The 17343-nt window shown below is 68.1% G+C and carries 20 protein-coding genes; 13 read left to right on the forward strand and 7 right to left on the reverse strand.

The annotated features are described in order from the left end of the window. The first annotated feature begins 144 nt into the window (after positions 1–144). Together glmS and galU are read left to right on the forward strand one after the other, a co-directional pair. On the forward strand, positions 145–1959 hold the full coding sequence (glmS, locus tag ACW174_RS04180; protein WP_492016449.1) for a glutamine--fructose-6-phosphate transaminase (isomerizing): 1815 nt from the start codon (positions 145–147) through the stop codon (positions 1957–1959). A 55-nt stretch (positions 1960–2014) separates the two neighbouring features. Continuing rightward, positions 2015–2893, forward strand: coding sequence for a UTP--glucose-1-phosphate uridylyltransferase GalU (gene galU / locus ACW174_RS04185; RefSeq protein ID WP_492016450.1), 879 nt, complete (start codon positions 2015–2017; stop codon positions 2891–2893). A 3-nt stretch (positions 2894–2896) separates the two neighbouring features. Here the strand turns inward: galU and ACW174_RS04190 are convergent, their stop codons facing one another. Genes ACW174_RS04190 through ACW174_RS04200 form a run of 3 tightly spaced genes read right to left on the reverse strand, consistent with a single transcriptional unit; the run spans position 2897 to position 4120 of the window. Further along, positions 2897–3109: a hypothetical protein gene (locus ACW174_RS04190; RefSeq protein WP_492016451.1), complete on the reverse strand. Its 213-nt coding sequence runs from the start codon at positions 3107–3109 to the stop codon at positions 2897–2899. 3 nt (positions 3110–3112) lie between these two features. Next, positions 3113–3346 (reverse strand): hypothetical protein, encoded by a 234-nt coding sequence (locus ACW174_RS04195; protein WP_492016452.1) that lies wholly within the window; start codon positions 3344–3346, stop codon positions 3113–3115. Positions 3347–3361: 15 nt separating this feature from the next. Continuing rightward, positions 3362–4120 (reverse strand): alpha/beta fold hydrolase, encoded by a 759-nt coding sequence (locus tag ACW174_RS04200; RefSeq protein WP_492016453.1) that lies wholly within the window; start codon positions 4118–4120, stop codon positions 3362–3364. A 72-nt stretch (positions 4121–4192) separates the two neighbouring features. On the opposite strand from ACW174_RS04200, the gene ACW174_RS04205 reads away from it, so the two are divergent. The 10 genes from ACW174_RS04205 to ACW174_RS04250 all read left to right on the forward strand — a co-directional run bounded on the left by ACW174_RS04205 (position 4193) and on the right by ACW174_RS04250 (position 12895). Next, on the forward strand, positions 4193–5158 hold the full coding sequence (locus ACW174_RS04205; RefSeq protein WP_492016454.1) for a glycosyltransferase family 9 protein: 966 nt from the start codon (positions 4193–4195) through the stop codon (positions 5156–5158). 125 nt (positions 5159–5283) lie between these two features. Further along, a complete protein-coding gene (gene infC / locus ACW174_RS04210; protein WP_492016455.1) occupies positions 5284–5805 on the forward strand; it encodes a translation initiation factor IF-3 in 522 nt (173 codons plus the stop codon). A gap of 325 nt (positions 5806–6130) precedes the next feature. Next, the gene (gene rpmI / locus ACW174_RS04215) at positions 6131–6328 is read left to right on the forward strand and encodes a 50S ribosomal protein L35 (protein WP_492016456.1); all 198 of its coding nucleotides are present in this window, start codon (positions 6131–6133) and stop codon (positions 6326–6328) included. Between the two features lie 108 nt (positions 6329–6436). Continuing rightward, complete coding sequence (gene rplT / locus ACW174_RS04220; protein ID WP_439470667.1) at positions 6437–6796, forward strand: 50S ribosomal protein L20; 360 nt, start codon at positions 6437–6439, stop codon at positions 6794–6796. 89 nt (positions 6797–6885) lie between these two features. After that, on the forward strand, positions 6886–7824 hold the full coding sequence (locus ACW174_RS04225; RefSeq protein ID WP_492016457.1) for a polysaccharide deacetylase family protein: 939 nt from the start codon (positions 6886–6888) through the stop codon (positions 7822–7824). 61 nt (positions 7825–7885) lie between these two features. Further along, complete coding sequence (gene pheS / locus ACW174_RS04230) at positions 7886–8962, forward strand: phenylalanine--tRNA ligase subunit alpha (RefSeq protein ID WP_492016458.1); 1077 nt, start codon at positions 7886–7888, stop codon at positions 8960–8962. Positions 8963–8973: 11 nt separating this feature from the next. Beyond that, a complete protein-coding gene (locus ACW174_RS04235) occupies positions 8974–9375 on the forward strand; it encodes a hypothetical protein (RefSeq protein WP_492016459.1) in 402 nt (133 codons plus the stop codon). Continuing rightward, positions 9372–9761, forward strand: coding sequence for a hypothetical protein (locus tag ACW174_RS04240; protein ID WP_492016460.1), 390 nt, complete (start codon positions 9372–9374; stop codon positions 9759–9761). Before ACW174_RS04235 ends, ACW174_RS04240 begins: the two co-directional genes overlap by 4 nt. Further along, a complete protein-coding gene (gene pheT / locus ACW174_RS04245) occupies positions 9758–12166 on the forward strand; it encodes a phenylalanine--tRNA ligase subunit beta (RefSeq protein ID WP_492016461.1) in 2409 nt (802 codons plus the stop codon). Before ACW174_RS04240 ends, pheT begins: the two co-directional genes overlap by 4 nt. 120 nt (positions 12167–12286) lie before the next feature. Then, a complete protein-coding gene (locus ACW174_RS04250; protein WP_492017235.1) occupies positions 12287–12895 on the forward strand; it encodes a DUF1134 domain-containing protein in 609 nt (202 codons plus the stop codon). A 125-nt stretch (positions 12896–13020) separates the two neighbouring features. Here ACW174_RS04250 and ACW174_RS04255 read toward each other — a convergent pair whose 3' ends face one another. The 4 genes from ACW174_RS04255 to thpR all read right to left on the reverse strand — a co-directional run bounded on the left by ACW174_RS04255 (position 13021) and on the right by thpR (position 16299). Then, positions 13021–13905, reverse strand: a complete 885-nt coding sequence (locus ACW174_RS04255) for a Rossmann-fold NAD(P)-binding domain-containing protein (RefSeq protein WP_492016462.1) — start codon at positions 13903–13905, stop codon at positions 13021–13023. Between the two features lie 6 nt (positions 13906–13911). Beyond that, on the reverse strand, positions 13912–15147 hold the full coding sequence (locus ACW174_RS04260) for an NAD-dependent epimerase/dehydratase family protein (protein WP_492016463.1): 1236 nt from the start codon (positions 15145–15147) through the stop codon (positions 13912–13914). A gap of 76 nt (positions 15148–15223) precedes the next feature. Continuing rightward, a complete protein-coding gene (locus ACW174_RS04265) occupies positions 15224–15772 on the reverse strand; it encodes a GNAT family N-acetyltransferase (RefSeq protein ID WP_492017236.1) in 549 nt (182 codons plus the stop codon). Beyond that, entirely contained in the window at positions 15760–16299 is a 540-nt protein-coding gene (gene thpR, locus ACW174_RS04270; protein WP_492016464.1) for an RNA 2',3'-cyclic phosphodiesterase, read from the reverse strand. The genes ACW174_RS04265 and thpR overlap by 13 nt, the downstream gene beginning before the upstream one ends. A 126-nt stretch (positions 16300–16425) precedes the next feature. Here thpR and ACW174_RS04275 point away from each other — a divergent pair, with 126 nt between their 5' ends. Then, the gene (locus ACW174_RS04275; RefSeq protein ID WP_492016465.1) at positions 16426–17181 is read left to right on the forward strand and encodes a Bax inhibitor-1/YccA family protein; all 756 of its coding nucleotides are present in this window, start codon (positions 16426–16428) and stop codon (positions 17179–17181) included. The last annotated feature ends 162 nt before the right edge of the window (positions 17182–17343 follow it).

The raw sequence follows: 17343 nt of genomic DNA on the forward strand, positions 1-17343 counted from the left end.
ACGCCCGTAACCTTGCGAAACCGCTTTTCAGGTGCAAATCCACCCCGTCGTCGCCTAAACCGGCGCTGACAGTCAGGGTCGGCTTAGACCCTCCCGCGCCGAGGTGCAAAGCGCGGCATTCCCATTTCTCCGAGGGTTTCTCTCATGTGCGGCATCATTGGCGTGACCGGCGTCGGCCCGGCGGTTCCCCGTCTGATCGACAGCCTGAAGCGGCTGGAATACCGGGGCTATGACTCCGCCGGGGTGGCCGCGCTGGTCGACGGCAAGATCGAACGCCGCCGCGCCAAGGGCAAGATTCGCGAGCTGGAGGCCGTGCTGGCCGCCGAGCCGCTGAACGCGACGATCGGCATCGGCCACACCCGCTGGGCCACCCACGGCGCCCCGACCACCGCCAACGCCCACCCGCACAAGGCGGGCCGGGTGACGCTGGTCCACAACGGCATCATCGAGAATTTCGCCGAGCTGAAGGCCGAGCTGGTGGCCGAGGGGCACGCCTTCGAAAGCCAGACGGACACCGAGGTGGTCGCCCATCTGCTGGACAGCGAGCTGGCCAAGGTCAACGACCCGCTGATCGCCTTCAAGACGGTGCTGGACCGCCTGACCGGGGCCTATGCGCTGGCCGTGCTGATCGAGGGCGAGGACGGCCTGATCCTCGGCGCGCGCCGCGGCAGCCCGCTGGTCGTCGGCTGGGGCGACGGGGAGATGTACCTCGGCTCGGACGCGCTGGCGGTCGGCCCGTTCACGACCCGGATCAGCTATCTGGAAGAGGGGGATTTCGTCGCCCTGGATCGCGACGGGGCGCGCATGTTCGACGCCACCGGCGCCGCCGTGGACCGCGCCATCGTGCAGGTCTCGGCCTCGTCCGCCCTGGTCGAGAAGGGCGAGTACAGGCACTTCATGGAGAAGGAAATCCATGAGCAGCCGGACAGCGTGCAGCACACCCTGAGCCACTACCTCGATTTCGTGAACGGCAGGGCCAAGACGAGCGAGACCGATTTCGCCGCCGTGGACCGCATCCAGATCGTCGCCTGCGGCACCGCCTTCTATGCCGGACAGATCGGGCGCTACGCCTTCGAGAAGCTGGCGGGCCTGCCGTGCGACGTCGAGATCGCGTCCGAGTTCCGCTATCGCCACCCGGCCCTGACGCCCGGCACCCTGGCCGTCGCCGTCAGCCAGTCGGGTGAGACCGCGGACACCCTGGCCAGCCTGACCTGGTGCAAGGCGCAGGGGCTGAAGACCGCCGCCCTGGTCAACGTCCATTCGTCGTCGATGGCGCGCGAGGCAGAGACCCTGTGGCCCACCCATGCCGGGCCGGAGATCGGGGTCGCCTCGACCAAGGCCTTCACCGCCCAGGTCGCCGCCCTGCTGGCGCTGGCCGTGTCGGCGGGCGTGCAGCGCGGTCGCATCGATGCCGCCAAAGAGGCCGAGCTGGTCAAGGCGCTGTTCGAGGCGCCGCGCCTGATCGCCGAAGCCATGCGGATGGAGGACGACCTGAAATCCGTCGCCCAGGACATCTCCAAGGCCACCGACGTGCTGTTCCTGGGCCGGGGCGCCATGTTCCCGCTGGCCATGGAAGGCGCGCTGAAGCTGAAGGAGATCAGCTACATCCACGCCGAGGGCTATGCCGCCGGCGAGCTGAAGCACGGGCCGATCGCCCTGGTGGACGAGATGACCCCCATCGTGGCCCTGGCCCCGCTGGACGAGGTGTTCGAGAAGACCGCGTCGAACCTGCAGGAAGTCGCCGCCCGCGGCGGACCGGTCATCATGATCGCGCCGAAGTCGGCCCCCGATCCGCACGGCGCCGGCATCCGCCGCGTCGATGCGCCCGAGTGCCATTCGCTGATCGCGCCGCTGATCTACGCCATCCCGGTCCAGCTGCTGGCCTACTACACGGCCGTCCAGAAGGGCACCGATGTGGACCAGCCGCGCAATCTGGCCAAGTCCGTCACGGTCGAGTGATCGCTTCTTGCCGCAAATGCGTTAGGGTCCCCGACCCTTCTGATCAGGACTCTCCATGACCGCCCATTCCCGCCGCCTGCGCAAGGCCGTGCTGCCCGTCGCGGGCCTCGGCACCCGCGTCCTGCCCGGCACCAAGACCACGCCCAAGGAACTGCTGAACGTCGTCGACCGGCCGATCCTGAGCTACATCGTCGAAGAGGCCCGCGAGGCCGGGATCGAGCACATCGTCTTCGTCACCGGCCGCTCGAAGGGCGCCATCGAGGACTATTTCGATCACCAGATCGAGCTGGAAGCCCAGCTGCTGGCCAAGGGCAAGACGGACATCCTCGAGATGATGAACGCCGAACTGGCCAGCGCCGGCGAGATGAGCTTCACCCGCCAGATGCAGCCCAAGGGCCTGGGCCACGCCGTGTGGTGCGCCCGCGACATCATCGGCGACGAGCCGTTCGCGGTGATCCTGCCGGACGTGATCGTGGATGGTCAGCCCGGCGCGCTGAAACAGCTGGCGGACGTCTATGCCGAGGTCGGCGGCAACATCATCGGCGTCGAACAGGTGCCGGACAGCGAGACCCACAAATACGGCATCGTCGATCCGGTGGATCGCGACGGCGGCCTGATCCGCATGAAGGGCATGGTCGAGAAGCCGGCCAAGGGCACGGCGCCGTCCAACCTGTCGATCTCGGGCCGCTACATCCTGCAGCCGGAAATCTTCGACATCCTGGAGACGCAGGAGCGCGGCGCCGGCGGCGAGATCCAGCTGACCGACGGCATGGCGCGGCTGATGGCCGATCAGGCGTTCACGGCGGTGGAATACGCGGGGGTGACCCACGACTGCGGCGACAAGATCGGCCTGCTGCGCGCCAATGTGGCGCTGGCCCTGAAGCGCGCCGACCTCGGCGAGGCGGCGCGCAAGGCGATCACGGCGCTGCTCTAGACCTCAGGGAATGCGCGAGGCCGCGCCGTTGATCTGACAGGCGTTGTCGGCTTCAGGGCGACCGGTCGACGGCCGCCCGGTCGGCACCAGGATGCCGCCGCGCTCGCGGCATTTGGCGGCGAGTTCGGCGGTGGTGTCGGGACGGGTGCGTTCGCCGGTCGAGGCGCAGGCGGACAGCGCTGTCGCCAGCGCCGCCGCCAGGATCAGTGTGCGCACGGCTCAGCCGCCCGAGCGGCTGGGGGCCAGAGCGGTGCCGCCACGGATTTCGCAGACGTTGTCCTGTTGGGGACGGCCCGACTGGCTGCCGGTCGGGGTCAGGATGCCGCCGCGGGCCTGGCAGGAATCCGCCAGACGCTGCAGTTCGGTCCCGTAACGGTCCGTGCCGGGGGTGGTCGAACAGGCCGACAGGGCCAGTCCGAGGACGATGGGGGTGATCGTGAGCAGGGTGCGCATGGTGTTCTCCAGGAGTCAGGACAATGTGGGTGACCGAACACGGTTCCGTTCGACGGCCTCAATAAGACGATCAAGATCGGCGGGCGTGGACAGACGATGGTCCCCGTCGGCGATCAGGTCCAGCGTGATATCGCCGTCCCCGAGCCGTTCGACGAGTTCCACCTGATGACGCCACGGCACGACATCGTCCTTACGGCCCTGCAGGATATGGACGGGCGCGGCGATTTCGACGACGCCGTCCAGCAGCAGCCAGTCGCGCGCCTCCTCGAACATGCGGCGGGTCAGGACGTACTCGCCCAGCCCCTCCTCGACGATCAGGGCCTCGCCGTCGCGCAGGATGGCCTGACGCACGTGATCGGGCAGACCCGGCCACATCAGACGCTCGGTGAAGTCCTGGGCCGGATTGACCAGCACCAGCCCGGCGATCCGCTCCGGGCGCGCCACGGCGGCCAGCAGGGCGACCCAGCCCCCCATGGACGAGCCCACCGGAATGACCGGCCCCTGCAGACTGTCGATCAGGGCGATGGCGTCCTCGCGCCAGCGGCCGATGGTGGCCTGCCGCCAGTCGCCGGACGAGACCCCGTGGGCGAAATGATCATAGCGGACGAAATTCCAGCCCCGCTGACGCGCCGCCGCCTCCAGCGCCAGCGCCTTGGTCCCCTCCATGTCGGAGCGGAAGCCGCCGATCCAGATCACGGTCGGACCGGTCCCGGCGACGCGTTTCATCGCCAGGGTCTCGCCGTCGGGGCGGGTCAGGCGTTCCAGATCGTCCATGGGCGGTTCCTCTCGCGAAATCGTTCGCGGACTGATAGCGAACCCTGACTGTCCAAGCGAAGGCTGAAAAGCGTGTCCGAACCCCGCGTCCTGTTCGTTTCCTCCAACCGGATCGGCGACTGCGTCATCTCCTCGGGCGTGATCCGGGAGATTGAACGCCAGATCCCGGGGGCCCGGATCACCGTGGCCTGCGGTCGGCCGCCCGCGCCCTTCTTCCGGAATGCGCCGGGCGTGGAGCGGACGATCATTCTCGACAAGAAGAAGATGGCCGGACACTGGATCGACCTGTGGAAGCAGGTCGTCGGCGCGCGCTGGGACCTGGTGGTCGATATCCGCGGCTCGGCCCTGTCCTATCTGATCCCGGCGAAGCGACGGGTGATCTACAACCGGTCGTGGGAAACCGGCCTGCGCAAGGTCGAGATGGTGTCGCGCCTGATGGGCGCGGACACGCCGCTGGCCCCGGAGATCTGGCTGGACGACCGGGCCCGCGCCGAGGCCGCCGCCGTCATCGATCCGCAGCTGGCGAGCGGCCCCGGCCCCGGTCCGATCCTCGCCTTGGCGCCGATCGCGCACCAGCCGGGCAAGAGCTGGCCCGCCGACCGCTGGGGCGCCCTGGTCGAAAAGCTGAAGGCCGACCCCCGCTTTGACGGCTGGCGTTTCATGCCCGTGGGCGGGCCGGGCGACCGGCCGCCGGCGACCCCCGCGCTGGAGGCGGCCGGCGATCGCGGCATCGACTTCGTGGGCAAGGGCGACATCCTGGCCTCCGCCGCCGCCATCGACCGGGCGGACCTGTTCGTCGGCAACGATTCCGGACTGATGCACGTCTCGGCGGCGCTGGGCGGGCCGACACTGGGCCTGTTCGGACCGACGGAGTGGTGGCTCTACGGCCCGTGGGGCCCCAAGACCCGCACCGTGGCCTCCAACGAGACGCGCGGACAGTTCGCCCCCATTGAGGACCTGACGGTTGAGCACGTCCATGATGCGGTCCTGGCGCTACACGCCGACTTCATCGCGGCGCTTAAGCCCGTCGCGCCTTGAAAATAAGGGGTTTGGCGGTCATATAGGGCCCCGGAGGGGAACGCCGCGATTTATCGCGCGCTTCTTCTCGTCAGAACAACGCACGTCTTCGACCACATAAGGAAACGACGCCCATTCGCCGTCCGATGCAAACGCCGCCCGTGAAAGACGGGCCGCCCATCAACCAGGAAATTCGCGCGACGCGCGTTCTGCTCATTGACCAGAACGGCGAGAAGCAGGGCGTGATGCCCCTGTCCGCCGCGCTCGAGGCCGCCGAGGAAGCGGGTCTGGATCTGGTCCAGATCGTCGCCAACGCCGACGCCCCGGTCTGCAAGATCCTGGATTACGGCAAGCATCGCTTCCAGGAGCAGAAGAAGAAGGCGGAGGCGCGCAAGCGTCAGAAGATCGTCGAGCTCAAGGAAATCAAGCTCCGTCCGAACATCGACACCCACGACTATGAGGTGAAGGCCAAGGCCATGCACCGCTTCTTCGACGAGGGCGACAAGGTGAAGGTCACCCTGCGCTTCCGCGGTCGTGAAATGGCGCACCCGGAACTGGGCATGAAGCTGCTCAACAAGGTCCAGGCCGATTTCGACGAAATCGCCAAGGTCGAGTACGCCCCGCGTATGGAAGGCCGGCAGATGATCATGATCCTGGCGCCGAAGTAGGCGTCGGATCGATCCGACAACGAAACGCCCCGGTTCGCGCCGGGGCGTTTTGCGTTCGGGACCCCTGCTCCGCGCAATCACGCCCCGTCCCGGACGGAAACGCGCGCGGGGATGCCGACCGAAACAGTCCGCGTCCCGGAGGGTCACAACCCGCCAAACTGAGTCAGGCGCTTGCTTTCAGGGGCCGCTTCGCTTAGAAGCCGCGCCTTCGCGTACCGAACCGCCGGGCGAACAGGCATGCCTGGGCGGTTCTTAATCAGGGAGACCACCCTTCGGGCTCATGTAGCTTGAAGAGCGGTGTCCCACTCAAGAACAGAGAGTGAAAATGCCGAAACTGAAGACGAAGTCGGGCGCCAAGAAGCGCTTCAAATTCACCGCCACTGGCAAGGTCAAGGCCGGCGTCGCCGGCAAGCGCCACCGTCTGATCAGCCACAACTCGAAGTACATCCGCCAGAACCGCGGCACTTCGGTCATGGCCGACGCCGATGCCAAGAAGATCAAATCCTACATGCCGTACGGCTGATCGGCTCACGCCGCATCAAGATCTGATCCCAGCACGAATTTGAATGTTCCCCTCAAGCCGCCGAGCGCCGAGCGCGAGGCCCAGGGGACCCCATAGAAGGATAGCGACATGGCTCGCGTCACCCGGGGCGTTACGTCCCACGCCAAACACAAGAAGGTTCTGAAGCAGGCCAAGGGCTTCTACGGCCGCCGCAAGAACACCATCCGCACCGCCAAGGCCGCCGTTGATCGCGCCGGCCAGTACGCCTACCGCGACCGCCGCACCAAGAAGCGCAACTTCCGCGCCCTGTGGATCCAGCGCATCAACGCCGCGGCCCGGATCGAAGGCTTCACCTACTCGCAGTTCATCCACGGTCTCGGCGAAGCCGGCATCGAACTGGACCGCAAGGTCCTGGCTGCCATGGCCGCCGACGAAACCGCCTTCAAGGCGATCGCCGACAAGGTCCGTGACGCTCTGAAGGCGGCTTAAGCCCTCAAGGTCGAACGACTGAAATACGCCCGCTCCGGTTCGCCGGGGCGGGCGTTTTCGTTTGCGGGCCTTGCGGATAGGCTGGGCGGATGACCCGTATCCTGCTGGCCGCCCTCGCCGCCCTGACCCTGAGCTCGCCCGCCGTGGCGCAGCAGAAGGCGATCGCCGTCACCTTTGACGACCTGCCCTATCAGGCCGCCGACGCGGCCCTGTGCGACCCGCGGGCGGCCATGGCGCTGACCACCGGCTTCGTCGACATGCTGCGGCCGCTGGACACCCACGCCACCGCCTTCATCAACGAGGGCAAGGTCTGCGAGGCGCAGCGCGCGACCCTGCTGCCGCAGGTGCTGAACGCCTGGCTCGACGCCGGTCTGGACCTGGGCAATCACACCTTCAGTCACCTCAACGTCCATCGCACGACGGCGGAGGCCTGGCTGGCCGACACCGATCAGGGCGCGACGATCACCCGGTCGGTGCTGGAGGCGCGCGGCCGGCGGCTGCACTGGTTCCGCCATCCCTATCTGTTCACCGGCGAGACGCCGGAGAAGAAGGCCGCCATGGCCGAGGGGCTGGCGCAGCGCGGCTATGACGTCGCCCCGGTCACCATCGACAACAACGACTGGATGTTCGCCGCCGTCTATCGTCAGGCCGAGGCGGCGCGCGACGAGGCGCTGAAGGCGCGGATCGGTGAAGCCTATGTGGCGCACATGACCACGGTGCTGGACCATTTCGAGCCCTACAGCGCCGAACTGACCGGCGGGCGCGAACCGGCGCAGGTGCTGCTGCTGCACGCCAACAGCCTGAACCGGGACTGGTATCCGCAGGTCCACGCCCTTTATCTGGCGCGGGGCTATCGCTTCGTGACGCTGGAAGAGGCGCTGGCCGATCCGATCTACGCCCATGCGGACACCTATGCGCGGGCGAACGGCATCTCGTGGCTGCACCGCTGGACCTCGACCGAGGGGCGTCCCATCCGCTGGGAGCCGGAGCCGCCGAGGTGGATCACCGACGCCTACGCCGCCCTGTAATCCACGCGCCTGCATGCCGGACGTGACGAAAGCGTCCGCGCCCGCTAGATGCTGCCGGGACATGACTGATCTCGCCCAACTCGAACTCGACCTGATCAACGCCATCGGCTCGGCGGAAACCGCCGCCGCTGTCGAGGACCTCCGCGTCGCCGCGCTCGGCAAGTCCGGCTCCATCTCCGGCCTGCTCAAGGGCATGGGCGCGATGAGCCCTGACGAACGCCGCGAACAGGGTCCCAAGATCAACGGCCTGCGCGACCGCGTGTCGTCGGCCCTGACCGCCCGCAAGGCCGAACTGGAGAGCGCCGAGCTGGACGCCCGCCTGAAGGCCGAGCACGTCGATCTGACCCTGCCCCCGCGCCCGCGGCGTCGGGGCAGCGTGCACCCGACGATGCAGGTGATGGACGAGATGGTCGCCCTGTTCGCCGACATGGGCTTCGCCGTCGCAGAAGGGCCGGATGTCGAGGACGACTTCCACAACTTCACGGCCCTGAACTTCCCGCCCAAGCACCCGGCGCGGGAGATGCACGACACCTTCTTCCTCAAGCCCGACCCGGAAACGGGCGAGCGCAAGGTCCTGCGCACCCACACCAGTCCGGTGCAGGTGCGGACCATGATGAGCCAGACGCCGCCGATCCGGATCATCGCGCCGGGCCGGACCTTCCGGAAGGACTCGGACGCCACCCACACCCCGATGTTCCATCAGGTCGAGGGTCTGGTGATCGACAAGGGCATCCACATGGGCCACCTGAAGTGGACGCTGGAAACCTTCGTCGCCCGCTTCTTCGAGCTGGACGGCGTCGACGCCCGCTTCCGCCCGCACCACTTCCCCTTCACCGAGCCGTCGGCCGAGATGGACATCCGCTGCGATCGGTCCGGCGGCGAGCTGAAGCTGAACACCGGCGACAGCTGGATGGAAATCCTGGGCTGCGGGATGGTGCATCCGAATGTGCTGCGGGCCTGCGGCATCGACCCGGACGAGTATCAGGGCTTTGCCTTCGGCATGGGCGTCGATCGTCTGGCGATGCTGAAATACGGCATCTCCGACCTGCGCCCCATGTTCGACGCCGACACCCGGTGGCTGGCCCACTACGGCTTCTCTCCCTTCGCCGCGCCCAATCCGGCCAGCGGCCTCAGCTGAACGAGTTCCTCATGACCGACGTAATGTCCGAAGCCTTCGGCCGCGAAATCACCGCCCGGGACACCTTCGAAACCGAAGGCGTCTGGCTGCCGCTGCTGGCCGTCCACACGATGAATTCCGGCCAACCGGTCATCAAGGGCAAGACCTTCACCAACTGCGTGATCCAGGGGCCGGCGCTGGTCGCCGTCCTGAAGGGCACGACGTTCGACGGCTGCAGCATGGGCGCGGGTTCTGACGCCAACTCGATGCTCTTCGCCCCGAAGGGCCCGCAGATGGTCGGCGCCATCGGTCTGGAAGACTGCAAATTCGTCAGCTGCCGCTTCGTGCAGATCGCCTACACCGGCTCCGACGCCTTCCTCGAAGAAATGAGCCAGTCCCTGGTGGGCAAGGGACAGGGGCAGGCGCGCTCGTGATTTACTCGCAGATCAATCGCCCGATCCAGCCGGCCCGCGACCTCTCGGCCACGCTGTTCGAGGACGTCGACCTCAACCTGTTCGAACTGTTCGTCACCGTCACGGGCGGAACGAAGCCGGGCCTCATCGAAGGGCGCACCTTCCGCCGTTGCCGCATCCAGGGGCCGGCCGTGCTGCTGATCTCGGCCGGCGTGACCTTTGACGCCAGCAATTTCGGCGACAGCAACGGCGACATCCGCAACCTGCTGCTCCAGCCCGTCGGCAGCCATGCCCTGGGCACCATTCCGATGCGGAACTGCGCCTTTGAGAACTGCGAGTTCTTCAACGTCGGCTTCACCGGGTCGCAGCAGGTTATCGACATGCTGACCGAGGTGCGCGTCTCGTGAAATTCACTCTTTCCTGGCTGAAGGATCACCTCGACACGGACGCCGATGCGGCGGCCGTGGCCGACGCCATGACCATGGCCGGCCTTGAGGTCGAGGACGTACATGACCCGGTCGCCGCCTTGGCGCCGTTCACGGTCGCGAAGATCGTCTCGGCCGAGCGCCATCCCAATGCCGACCGCCTGCAGGTCTGTCAGGTCGAGACGGTGGACGGGCTGAAAGAAATCGTCTGCGGCGCGCCGAACGCGCGCGCGGGCCTGACCACCATCTATGCCCCCATCGGCGCCTATGTGCCCGGCCTGGGCGTGACCCTGGTCGAAAAGCCGGTGCGGGGCGTGATCTCCAACGGCATGCTGTGCTCGGCCGCCGAGCTGGAACAGCCGGGCGAGAGCGACGGCATCCTGGAGCTGAGCGACGACCTCGCGGTCGGAACGCCCGCCGCCGGCGTGTTCGGCGCCGAACCGGTCATCGATTTTGAAGTCACGCCGAACCGCCCCGACTGGCTGGGCGTCGCCGGGATCGCCCGCGATCTGGCCGCCGCCGGTCTGGGGACGCTGAAGACCCCCGCGATCGAACCGGTCGCCGGAACCTTCGTCTCGCCGGTCAGCGTGCGCCTCGACGCGCCCGGGATGTGCCCGGTCTTTGCCGGTCGCACGATCCGGGGCGTCAGGAACGGCCCGTCGCCCGACTGGCTGAAGCGTCGTTTGGAGGCCATCGGCCTGCGCTCGATCAACCGGCTGGTCGATGTGACCAACCTAATCGCCTATGACCGCGCCCGGCCCCTGCACGTCTACGACGTGGCCAAGCTGGTCGGGACCGAGATCGTGGTCCGCGCCGGGCAACTGGCGAGGGATACGGGCGAGCACGAGCATCTGATCGCGCTGGACGGCAAGACCTACACCGTCGATCCGTCGATGTGCGTCATCTCCGACGCGATGGGCGAGCGCCCGATCGGCCTGGGCGGCGTCATGGGCGGCGAGAGCACCGGCTGTTCTGACGAGACCACCGACGTCTTCATCGAATGCGCCTGGTTCGACCCGATCCTGATCGCCCAGACCGGCCGCACCCTGTCGCTGAACTCGGACGCCCAGTACCGTTTCGCGCGCGGCGTCGACACGGCCTCGCTGGTCCCCGGGATTGAGCTGGCGACGAAGCTGATCCTCGACCTGTGCGGCGGCGAGCCGTCGGAGATCGTGGTCACGGGTGAGGCCCCGGCGGCTCCGGCCGCCTTCGCTTTCGATCCAGCCCGCGTGGGCTCGCTGACCGGCCTTTCGCTGACGGACGACCGCATCGCCGGGATTCTGACCGCCCTGGGCTTTGCGGTGGAGCGGGGCGCATCCTGGTCCGTGACCCCGCCGACCTGGCGCCGCGATGCGGAAGGCCCGGCCGACCTGGTGGAAGAGGTCGCGCGCATCGAGGGCTTCGACCAGCTTCCGACCACGCCGCTGCCCGATCAGGGCGCCCCGTCACGCGGCGTGCTGAGCCCGCGTCAGGCGCGTGTGCGTCTGGCCCGCCGGGCGCTGGCGGCCATGGGCTATGCCGAGGCCGTCACCTGGTCCTTCACCAAACAGTCCATCGCGGCCCTGTTCGGCGGCGGGGACGACAGGCTGGTGGTCGAGAACCCCATCGCGGCGGATCTGGACTGCATGCGGCCCTCGGCCCTGCCGAACCTGATCCAGGCGGCGGCGCGCAACGCCGCGCGCGGTCACGCAGACGCCGCCCTGTTCGAGATCGGCCCGATCTATCTGGACGACCAGCCGAACGGCCAGCGCACCGTCATCGCCGGTCTGGTGGCCCCGCGGTCGAGCCGTCACTGGGGCGGCGTCCCGGAGGACGCCCTGTTCGCCCTCAAGGGCGATCTGATCGCCCTGCTGGACCTGCTGGGGGCGCCGACGGCGTCGCTGCAACTGGTTCAGGGCCAGAACCGCGACTGGTGGCACCCCGGGCGCTCGGCGCGCCTGCAACTGGGTCCGAAGAACATCATGGTCGAGTTCGGCGCCCTGCATCCGCGGGTGCTGAAGGCGCTGGACGCCGATGCGCCCATGCTGGCGTTCGAGATCGTGCTGGACTCGGTCCCCGAGCCGCGCGGCGCCAGGGCCAAGACCAGGGGCCCGGCCAATCTGTCCAGCCTGATGCCCCTGACCCGCGACTTCGCCTTCGTGGTCGAGGACGGCAAGCCGACCGGCGATCTGGCGCGCGCCGTGGCCGGGGCGGACAAGGTCCTGATCTCGGACGTGCGGGTGTTCGACATCTATCGCGGCAAGGGCGTGGACGACGGCTTCAAGTCGGTCGCGCTGGAAGTGGTCCTGCAGCCGGTCGAGGCGACCCTGACCGACGCCGAGATCGAGGCGGTCTCCGCCAAGGTCGTGGCGGCGGCGACGAAGCTCGGCGCGGTGCTCAGAAGCTGAAACAGCCCGGCGGCAAGGTTCGGTTAACCTTGCCGCCGCAAGGCTGACGCAAAGCCCGGCGACGGTGGCGTTTGCGCCCGTGAGAGTCGGGTGGACCGTCCCGACTTCGGAGCCATCACCATGCATCGCCGCCATCTGATCCAGTCCGGCCTCGCCCTCGGCGCGACCTCCGCCCTGGGCGCCTGCGCCAGCAACGGACCGACCGATCCCAACTATCCGATCCGCTCGGACCAGACCGCGCCGGCCTATACGTCCGACGAACTGATCGCCGCCGGCTCGCGCGAGCTGGGCATTGCGGCGGAGGCCCTCGGCGGCGCCATCGAGCGCATCTTCGCCGACCAGGGCGACCGTCCCACCGCCTATATCGCGGGCGAGGAAGCCTCCGGCGCGGCCGGCATCGGCCTGCGCTACGGCCGCGGCGCCCTGCACATGAAGGATCTGTCGGCCTCGCAGGAAATCTTCTGGCAGGGCATCTCGATCGGCTGGGACGTCGGCGGCAACGGCAGCCGGGTCTTCACCCTGGTCTACGGCCTGTATCACCCGGACATGATCTACCGCCGCTATCCCGGCGTGGAAGGTTCGGCCTATCTGGTCGGCGGCGTGGGCGTGAACTACCAGCGCGCCGACGGCATCGTCCTGGCCCCGATCCGCACCGGCGTCGGCCTGCGTCTCGGCGCCAACGTCGGCACCATGGCCTACTCGCGCCAGCGTAACATCCTGCCGTTCTAAGGAAGGGCGCTATCGCTCGCGACGCGGTCGCTCGCTGCTTGAGCGCAAGCCTGCGCAAAGCGCCAGGCCGCGTCGGGTCGGGAAGCCCGAAGGGCTGACGGTCCGCGGCCCCCGAAAGACGGCGCTCAGCCGTGCTCGCGGATGAGCGCCTCCAGCCCCTCGCGCCAGCTCGGGTACTTCGGCCGCCAGCCCAGTTCCGCCTTGGCCTTGGCGTTCGAGAGGCGTTTGGAGTCGCGGTAGAACCGGCGCATGGCGTCGCTGACCGACGGATCGTCCAGGTCCACTTCCGGGGGCAGAGGAAGGCCCAGCCGCCGGGCCGCGCCCTCGATGACCACGTCGGCGGGCGAGGGCGCGTCGTCGCACAGGGTGTAGGCGGCGCCCGGGTGCGGGCGGGCCATGGAGGCGAACAGGCCCGCCACCACATCGTCCACATGCACCCGGTTGAAGATCTGGCCCGGCTTGCGGACGATCCGGGCCGTGCCGTCGCGCAGGCGATCCAGCGGCGACCGGCCGGGGCCGTAGAGGGCGGGCAGCCGGAACAGCTGGACCGTCAGCCCCATCCCCTGGCCGGCGTCCAGCCAGTCGCGCTCGGCCCGCACGCGGCGCGCGCCTTCCAGCGAGGCGGCGTTCAACTCGTCGTCCTCGAACGCCCAGCCGCCCGCGCGGTCGCCATAGACGGCGGTGGAGGACACATAACCGATCCAGTCGGGCCAGGCGCCCGAGGCGGTTATGGCGGGGACCAGGGCCCTCAGCCCGGGACACCCCTGAGCGTCCGGCGGCGCGGTGATCAGCAGGGCCGTGGCGGCGCCGACAGCAGCGGCCAGCGCCGACTCATCCGCCGGATCGACCGTGCCGATCCCGTCCGCTTCCAGCGCCGCGCGCGTGTCGGGGTCGCGCGACGTGGCGACGGCCTTGCCGCCCCGACGGAGGGCTTCAAGCGCCGCCGCGCGGCCCAGCCAGCCGCCGCCGAAGACCAGCAGCGAAACAGGCGACGGGGCGGTATCGGGCATCAGACCTCAGGCGGACAGGGCGGGACGGGCGGCGTCGCCGGCCGTAACCGTGACGCTTTCCGTCTTCAGCGCTTCGGCGCGCCGGCCGTTCCAGCTGGAGACGCACGGAATCTTGGACACATCGGCCCGGTCGGCATAGCGGCGGGCGATCTCGGTGACATCCTGCATCAATCCTTCGGCCAGGGTGATCGGCTTCAGGCCCAGTTCCCGGAACTGGTCATTGGCGACGACCAGCTCGTTCTCGTCGGCTTCCTGACGCGGATTGGGGACGTTGTGGACTTCGGCGCCCGTCATGCCGGCGACCATGGCGGCCAGATCGCGGACCCGGCGGCTCTCGGTCATCTGGTTGAGGATCTTGACCCGTTCGCCCGACTTCGGCGGATTCTTGAGCGCCAGTTCGACGCAGCGGACGGTGTCCTGGATGTGGATGAAGGCCCGCGTCTGCCCGCCCGTGCCGTGCACCGTCAGCGGGTAGCCGAGCGCGCCCTGCATCAGGAAGCGGTTCAGGACGGTGCCGTAGTCGCCGTCATAGTCGAACCGGTTGATCAGCCGCTCGTCCTTGCGGGTTTCCTCGGTCTGGGCGCCCCAGACGATGCCCTGGTGCAGGTCGGTGATCCGGACGCCGTCGTTCTTGGCGTAGAACTGGAACAGCAGGGCGTCCTGGGTCTTGGTCATGTGGTAGATCGAGCCCGGGTTCGGCGGGAACAGGATTTCCTGCTCGGTCGGGCCGAAATCGGTGTCCACCGTGACCTTCAGATAGCCCTCGGGGATGCGCAGGCCGGCGGTCGTGTAGCCATAGACCCCCATGGTGCCCAAGTGGGCCAGATGCACATCCCGCCCGCTCTCGACGATGGCGGCCAGCAGGTGGTTGGTGGCGTTCAGATTGTTGTCGACCGTGTACAGCTTGTGCCGGGCCGACTTCATCGAATAGGGCGCGGCCCGTTGTTCCGCGAAATGCACGACGCTGTCCGGCGCCCAGTCGCGGATCAGGGCGACGAGGCGGTCGAACTCCTTGCCGACCGTCAGGTTCACGAACTCGATGGTCTTGCCCGAGACCTCTTTCCACGCGGCGATCCGCTCGCCCATGGTCCGGATCGGGGTCAGGGACTGGACCTCCAGTTCGTTGTCGATGTTGCGACGGCTGAGGTTGTCCACCACGCAAACGTCCCAGCCGCGCGCCGACAGATGCAGCGCGGTCGGCCAGCCGCAGAAGCCGTCGCCGCCCAGAACCAGTACGCGCATATCCCATCCTCGTCGTTGCGTGACGCCCTGCCTAGCCGAAGCGGGCGAACCGTAAAAGCGGCGCCTTACCGCAGGTTCAACGGCCCGGGCGGGACTTCCAGTCGGCCCGGCTTTGGCCCCAAGCGTCTATCGTCAGCGCGTCGAACGGCGGCGGGAGGCGCGTGGCCCCGAGATTTCGGGAGCCGACCCGCTCGGCCAATCGCTGCGAGGGCGTATTGTCAGGGTCGATGCAGTGGATCACGTCGGGCCATTCCAGCACGTCGAAAGCGTAGTCCAGCGCCGCCGTGGCCGCCTCGACGCCATAGCCCTTGCCCTGGGCGTCCGGATGCAGGCCCCAGCCGACCTCATTGCCGGGCCAGTCGTGCGGCCGCCAGGGTCCGATCCGGCCGAGCCACAGGCCGCTCTTCCGCTCGATGACCGAGAACATCGACACGCCGGTCAGGCTCCAGGCGCCGGCCATGGTCATGAACCCCCGCCAGGCCGTCGCCGCCGGTTGCGCTCCGCCGAGGAATTTCGCGGCCTCCGGGTCGGCCATCATTTCGGCCCAGCGCGGGAAATCCTCCATTGCGGTGGGACGCAGGGTCAGGCGTTCGGTCTGGAGTATCGGTCCGGTCACAGCAGATATTCCTTTTCAAGCCGGTACTGGCTGCCGTCCGCGGTGAGGACGCTGGAATAGAGGCCGAAGCGGTCGATGCGGATCGGCGGCGAGTGCAGCAGATTGTGACCGCTGATCCAGGCGCCGACCCGGGCCGGGTCGGTCCGGGGCTTCAGATAGGCCAGCGTCAGGTGCGGACGGTAGTCGCGGCGTTCGAGGACGATCCCCGCCCGCTCCGCCGCCGACCGGCAGCGCCCGGCCAGAACGTTCAGCCGCTCGCTCGGGCTGACGCCGGCCCAGACCGTATGGCTGCGATGCGCGTCCCCGAAGGCGCCCACGCCCTGAAGCTCGATCTCGAAAGGTCCGCCGGTCGCGGCCCGCTCAAGCTCGGCGACCAGGTCCTCGGCCCGTCGCACCTCGACCTCGCCGTAGAAGGCCAGGGTGATGTGCAACTGGTCCTCGCCGCGCCATTTGGCGCCGGGCAGGCCGGACTGGCGACGCTTCAGCGTCTCGGCCACGTCATCGGGGACGGTCAGGGCGGTGAACAGCCGGATCATGCGACCGTTGGTAGCGGGTCTGAACCGACGGCCCAAGTCCGGTTTTCCTTGCGGAAGCGCCAGTGGCGACCGATATTTGCTGCAAAGGCCGGGATAGCGCCGGCCCATAGGAGGATCGAAACCGCGATGAGCGATTTCAGAAACGGATATTCCATCCCGCAGACCACCGACATGTCGGTGGACGCGGGCCTGCGCAGCTTCATGCTGGGCGTCTACAACAAGGTCGCCCTCGGCCTGTTGGTCTCGGCGGCCCTGGCCTATCTCACCAGCTCGGTGCCGGCGGTGCGCGACCTGCTGTTCTCGACGGCGGTCTTCCCGGACGGCGTGACCCGCCTGACCGGCTACACCCTGCTTGGCATGATCGTGGCCTTCTCGCCGCTGGTCATCCTGCTGGGCTCCAACTTCATCATGAAGAACCCGACCTCGGGCGGCGCCAGCGTCCTGTACTGGCTGATCGTGGCCCTGATCGGCGCCTCGATGGGCACGGTGGTGCTGCTCTACACCGAAACTTCGGTGGTGCAGACCTTCCTGATCACGGCCGCCGCCTTCGGCGCGCTGAGCCTGTTCGGCTACACGACCAAGAAGGACCTGACCGGCATCGGCAGCTTCCTGATCATGGGCGTGATCGGCCTGATCATCGCCTCGGTCGTGAACATCTTCCTGCAGAACAGCATGATGCAGCTGATCATCAGCGTCGCCGGCGTGCTCATCTTCGCCGGCCTGACCGCCTACGACACCCAGCGCCTGAAGATGACCTACTATGCGCTGGGCGGGAACCAGAACGCGATGGGCGTGGCCACCAGCTTCGGTGCGCTGAGCCTGTACATCAACTTCATCAACATGTTCCAATTCCTGCTCGCCCTGTTCGGCGGGCGGCGTTGATCGAAGCGCGCTAACGCTCGCGACGCGGTCGCTCACTGCTTGAGCGCAGCGATCCGGCGTCAAGAGTGATAGCGCGACCCGGCCTCAAGCAGCGAACCGCCGCGCGGGGAGCGACAGGCCACAGGACGGCCTCATGCAGCCAGCGACCGCGTCGCGAGCGTT

The organism is Brevundimonas sp. AVps31 (assembly GCF_058681355.1).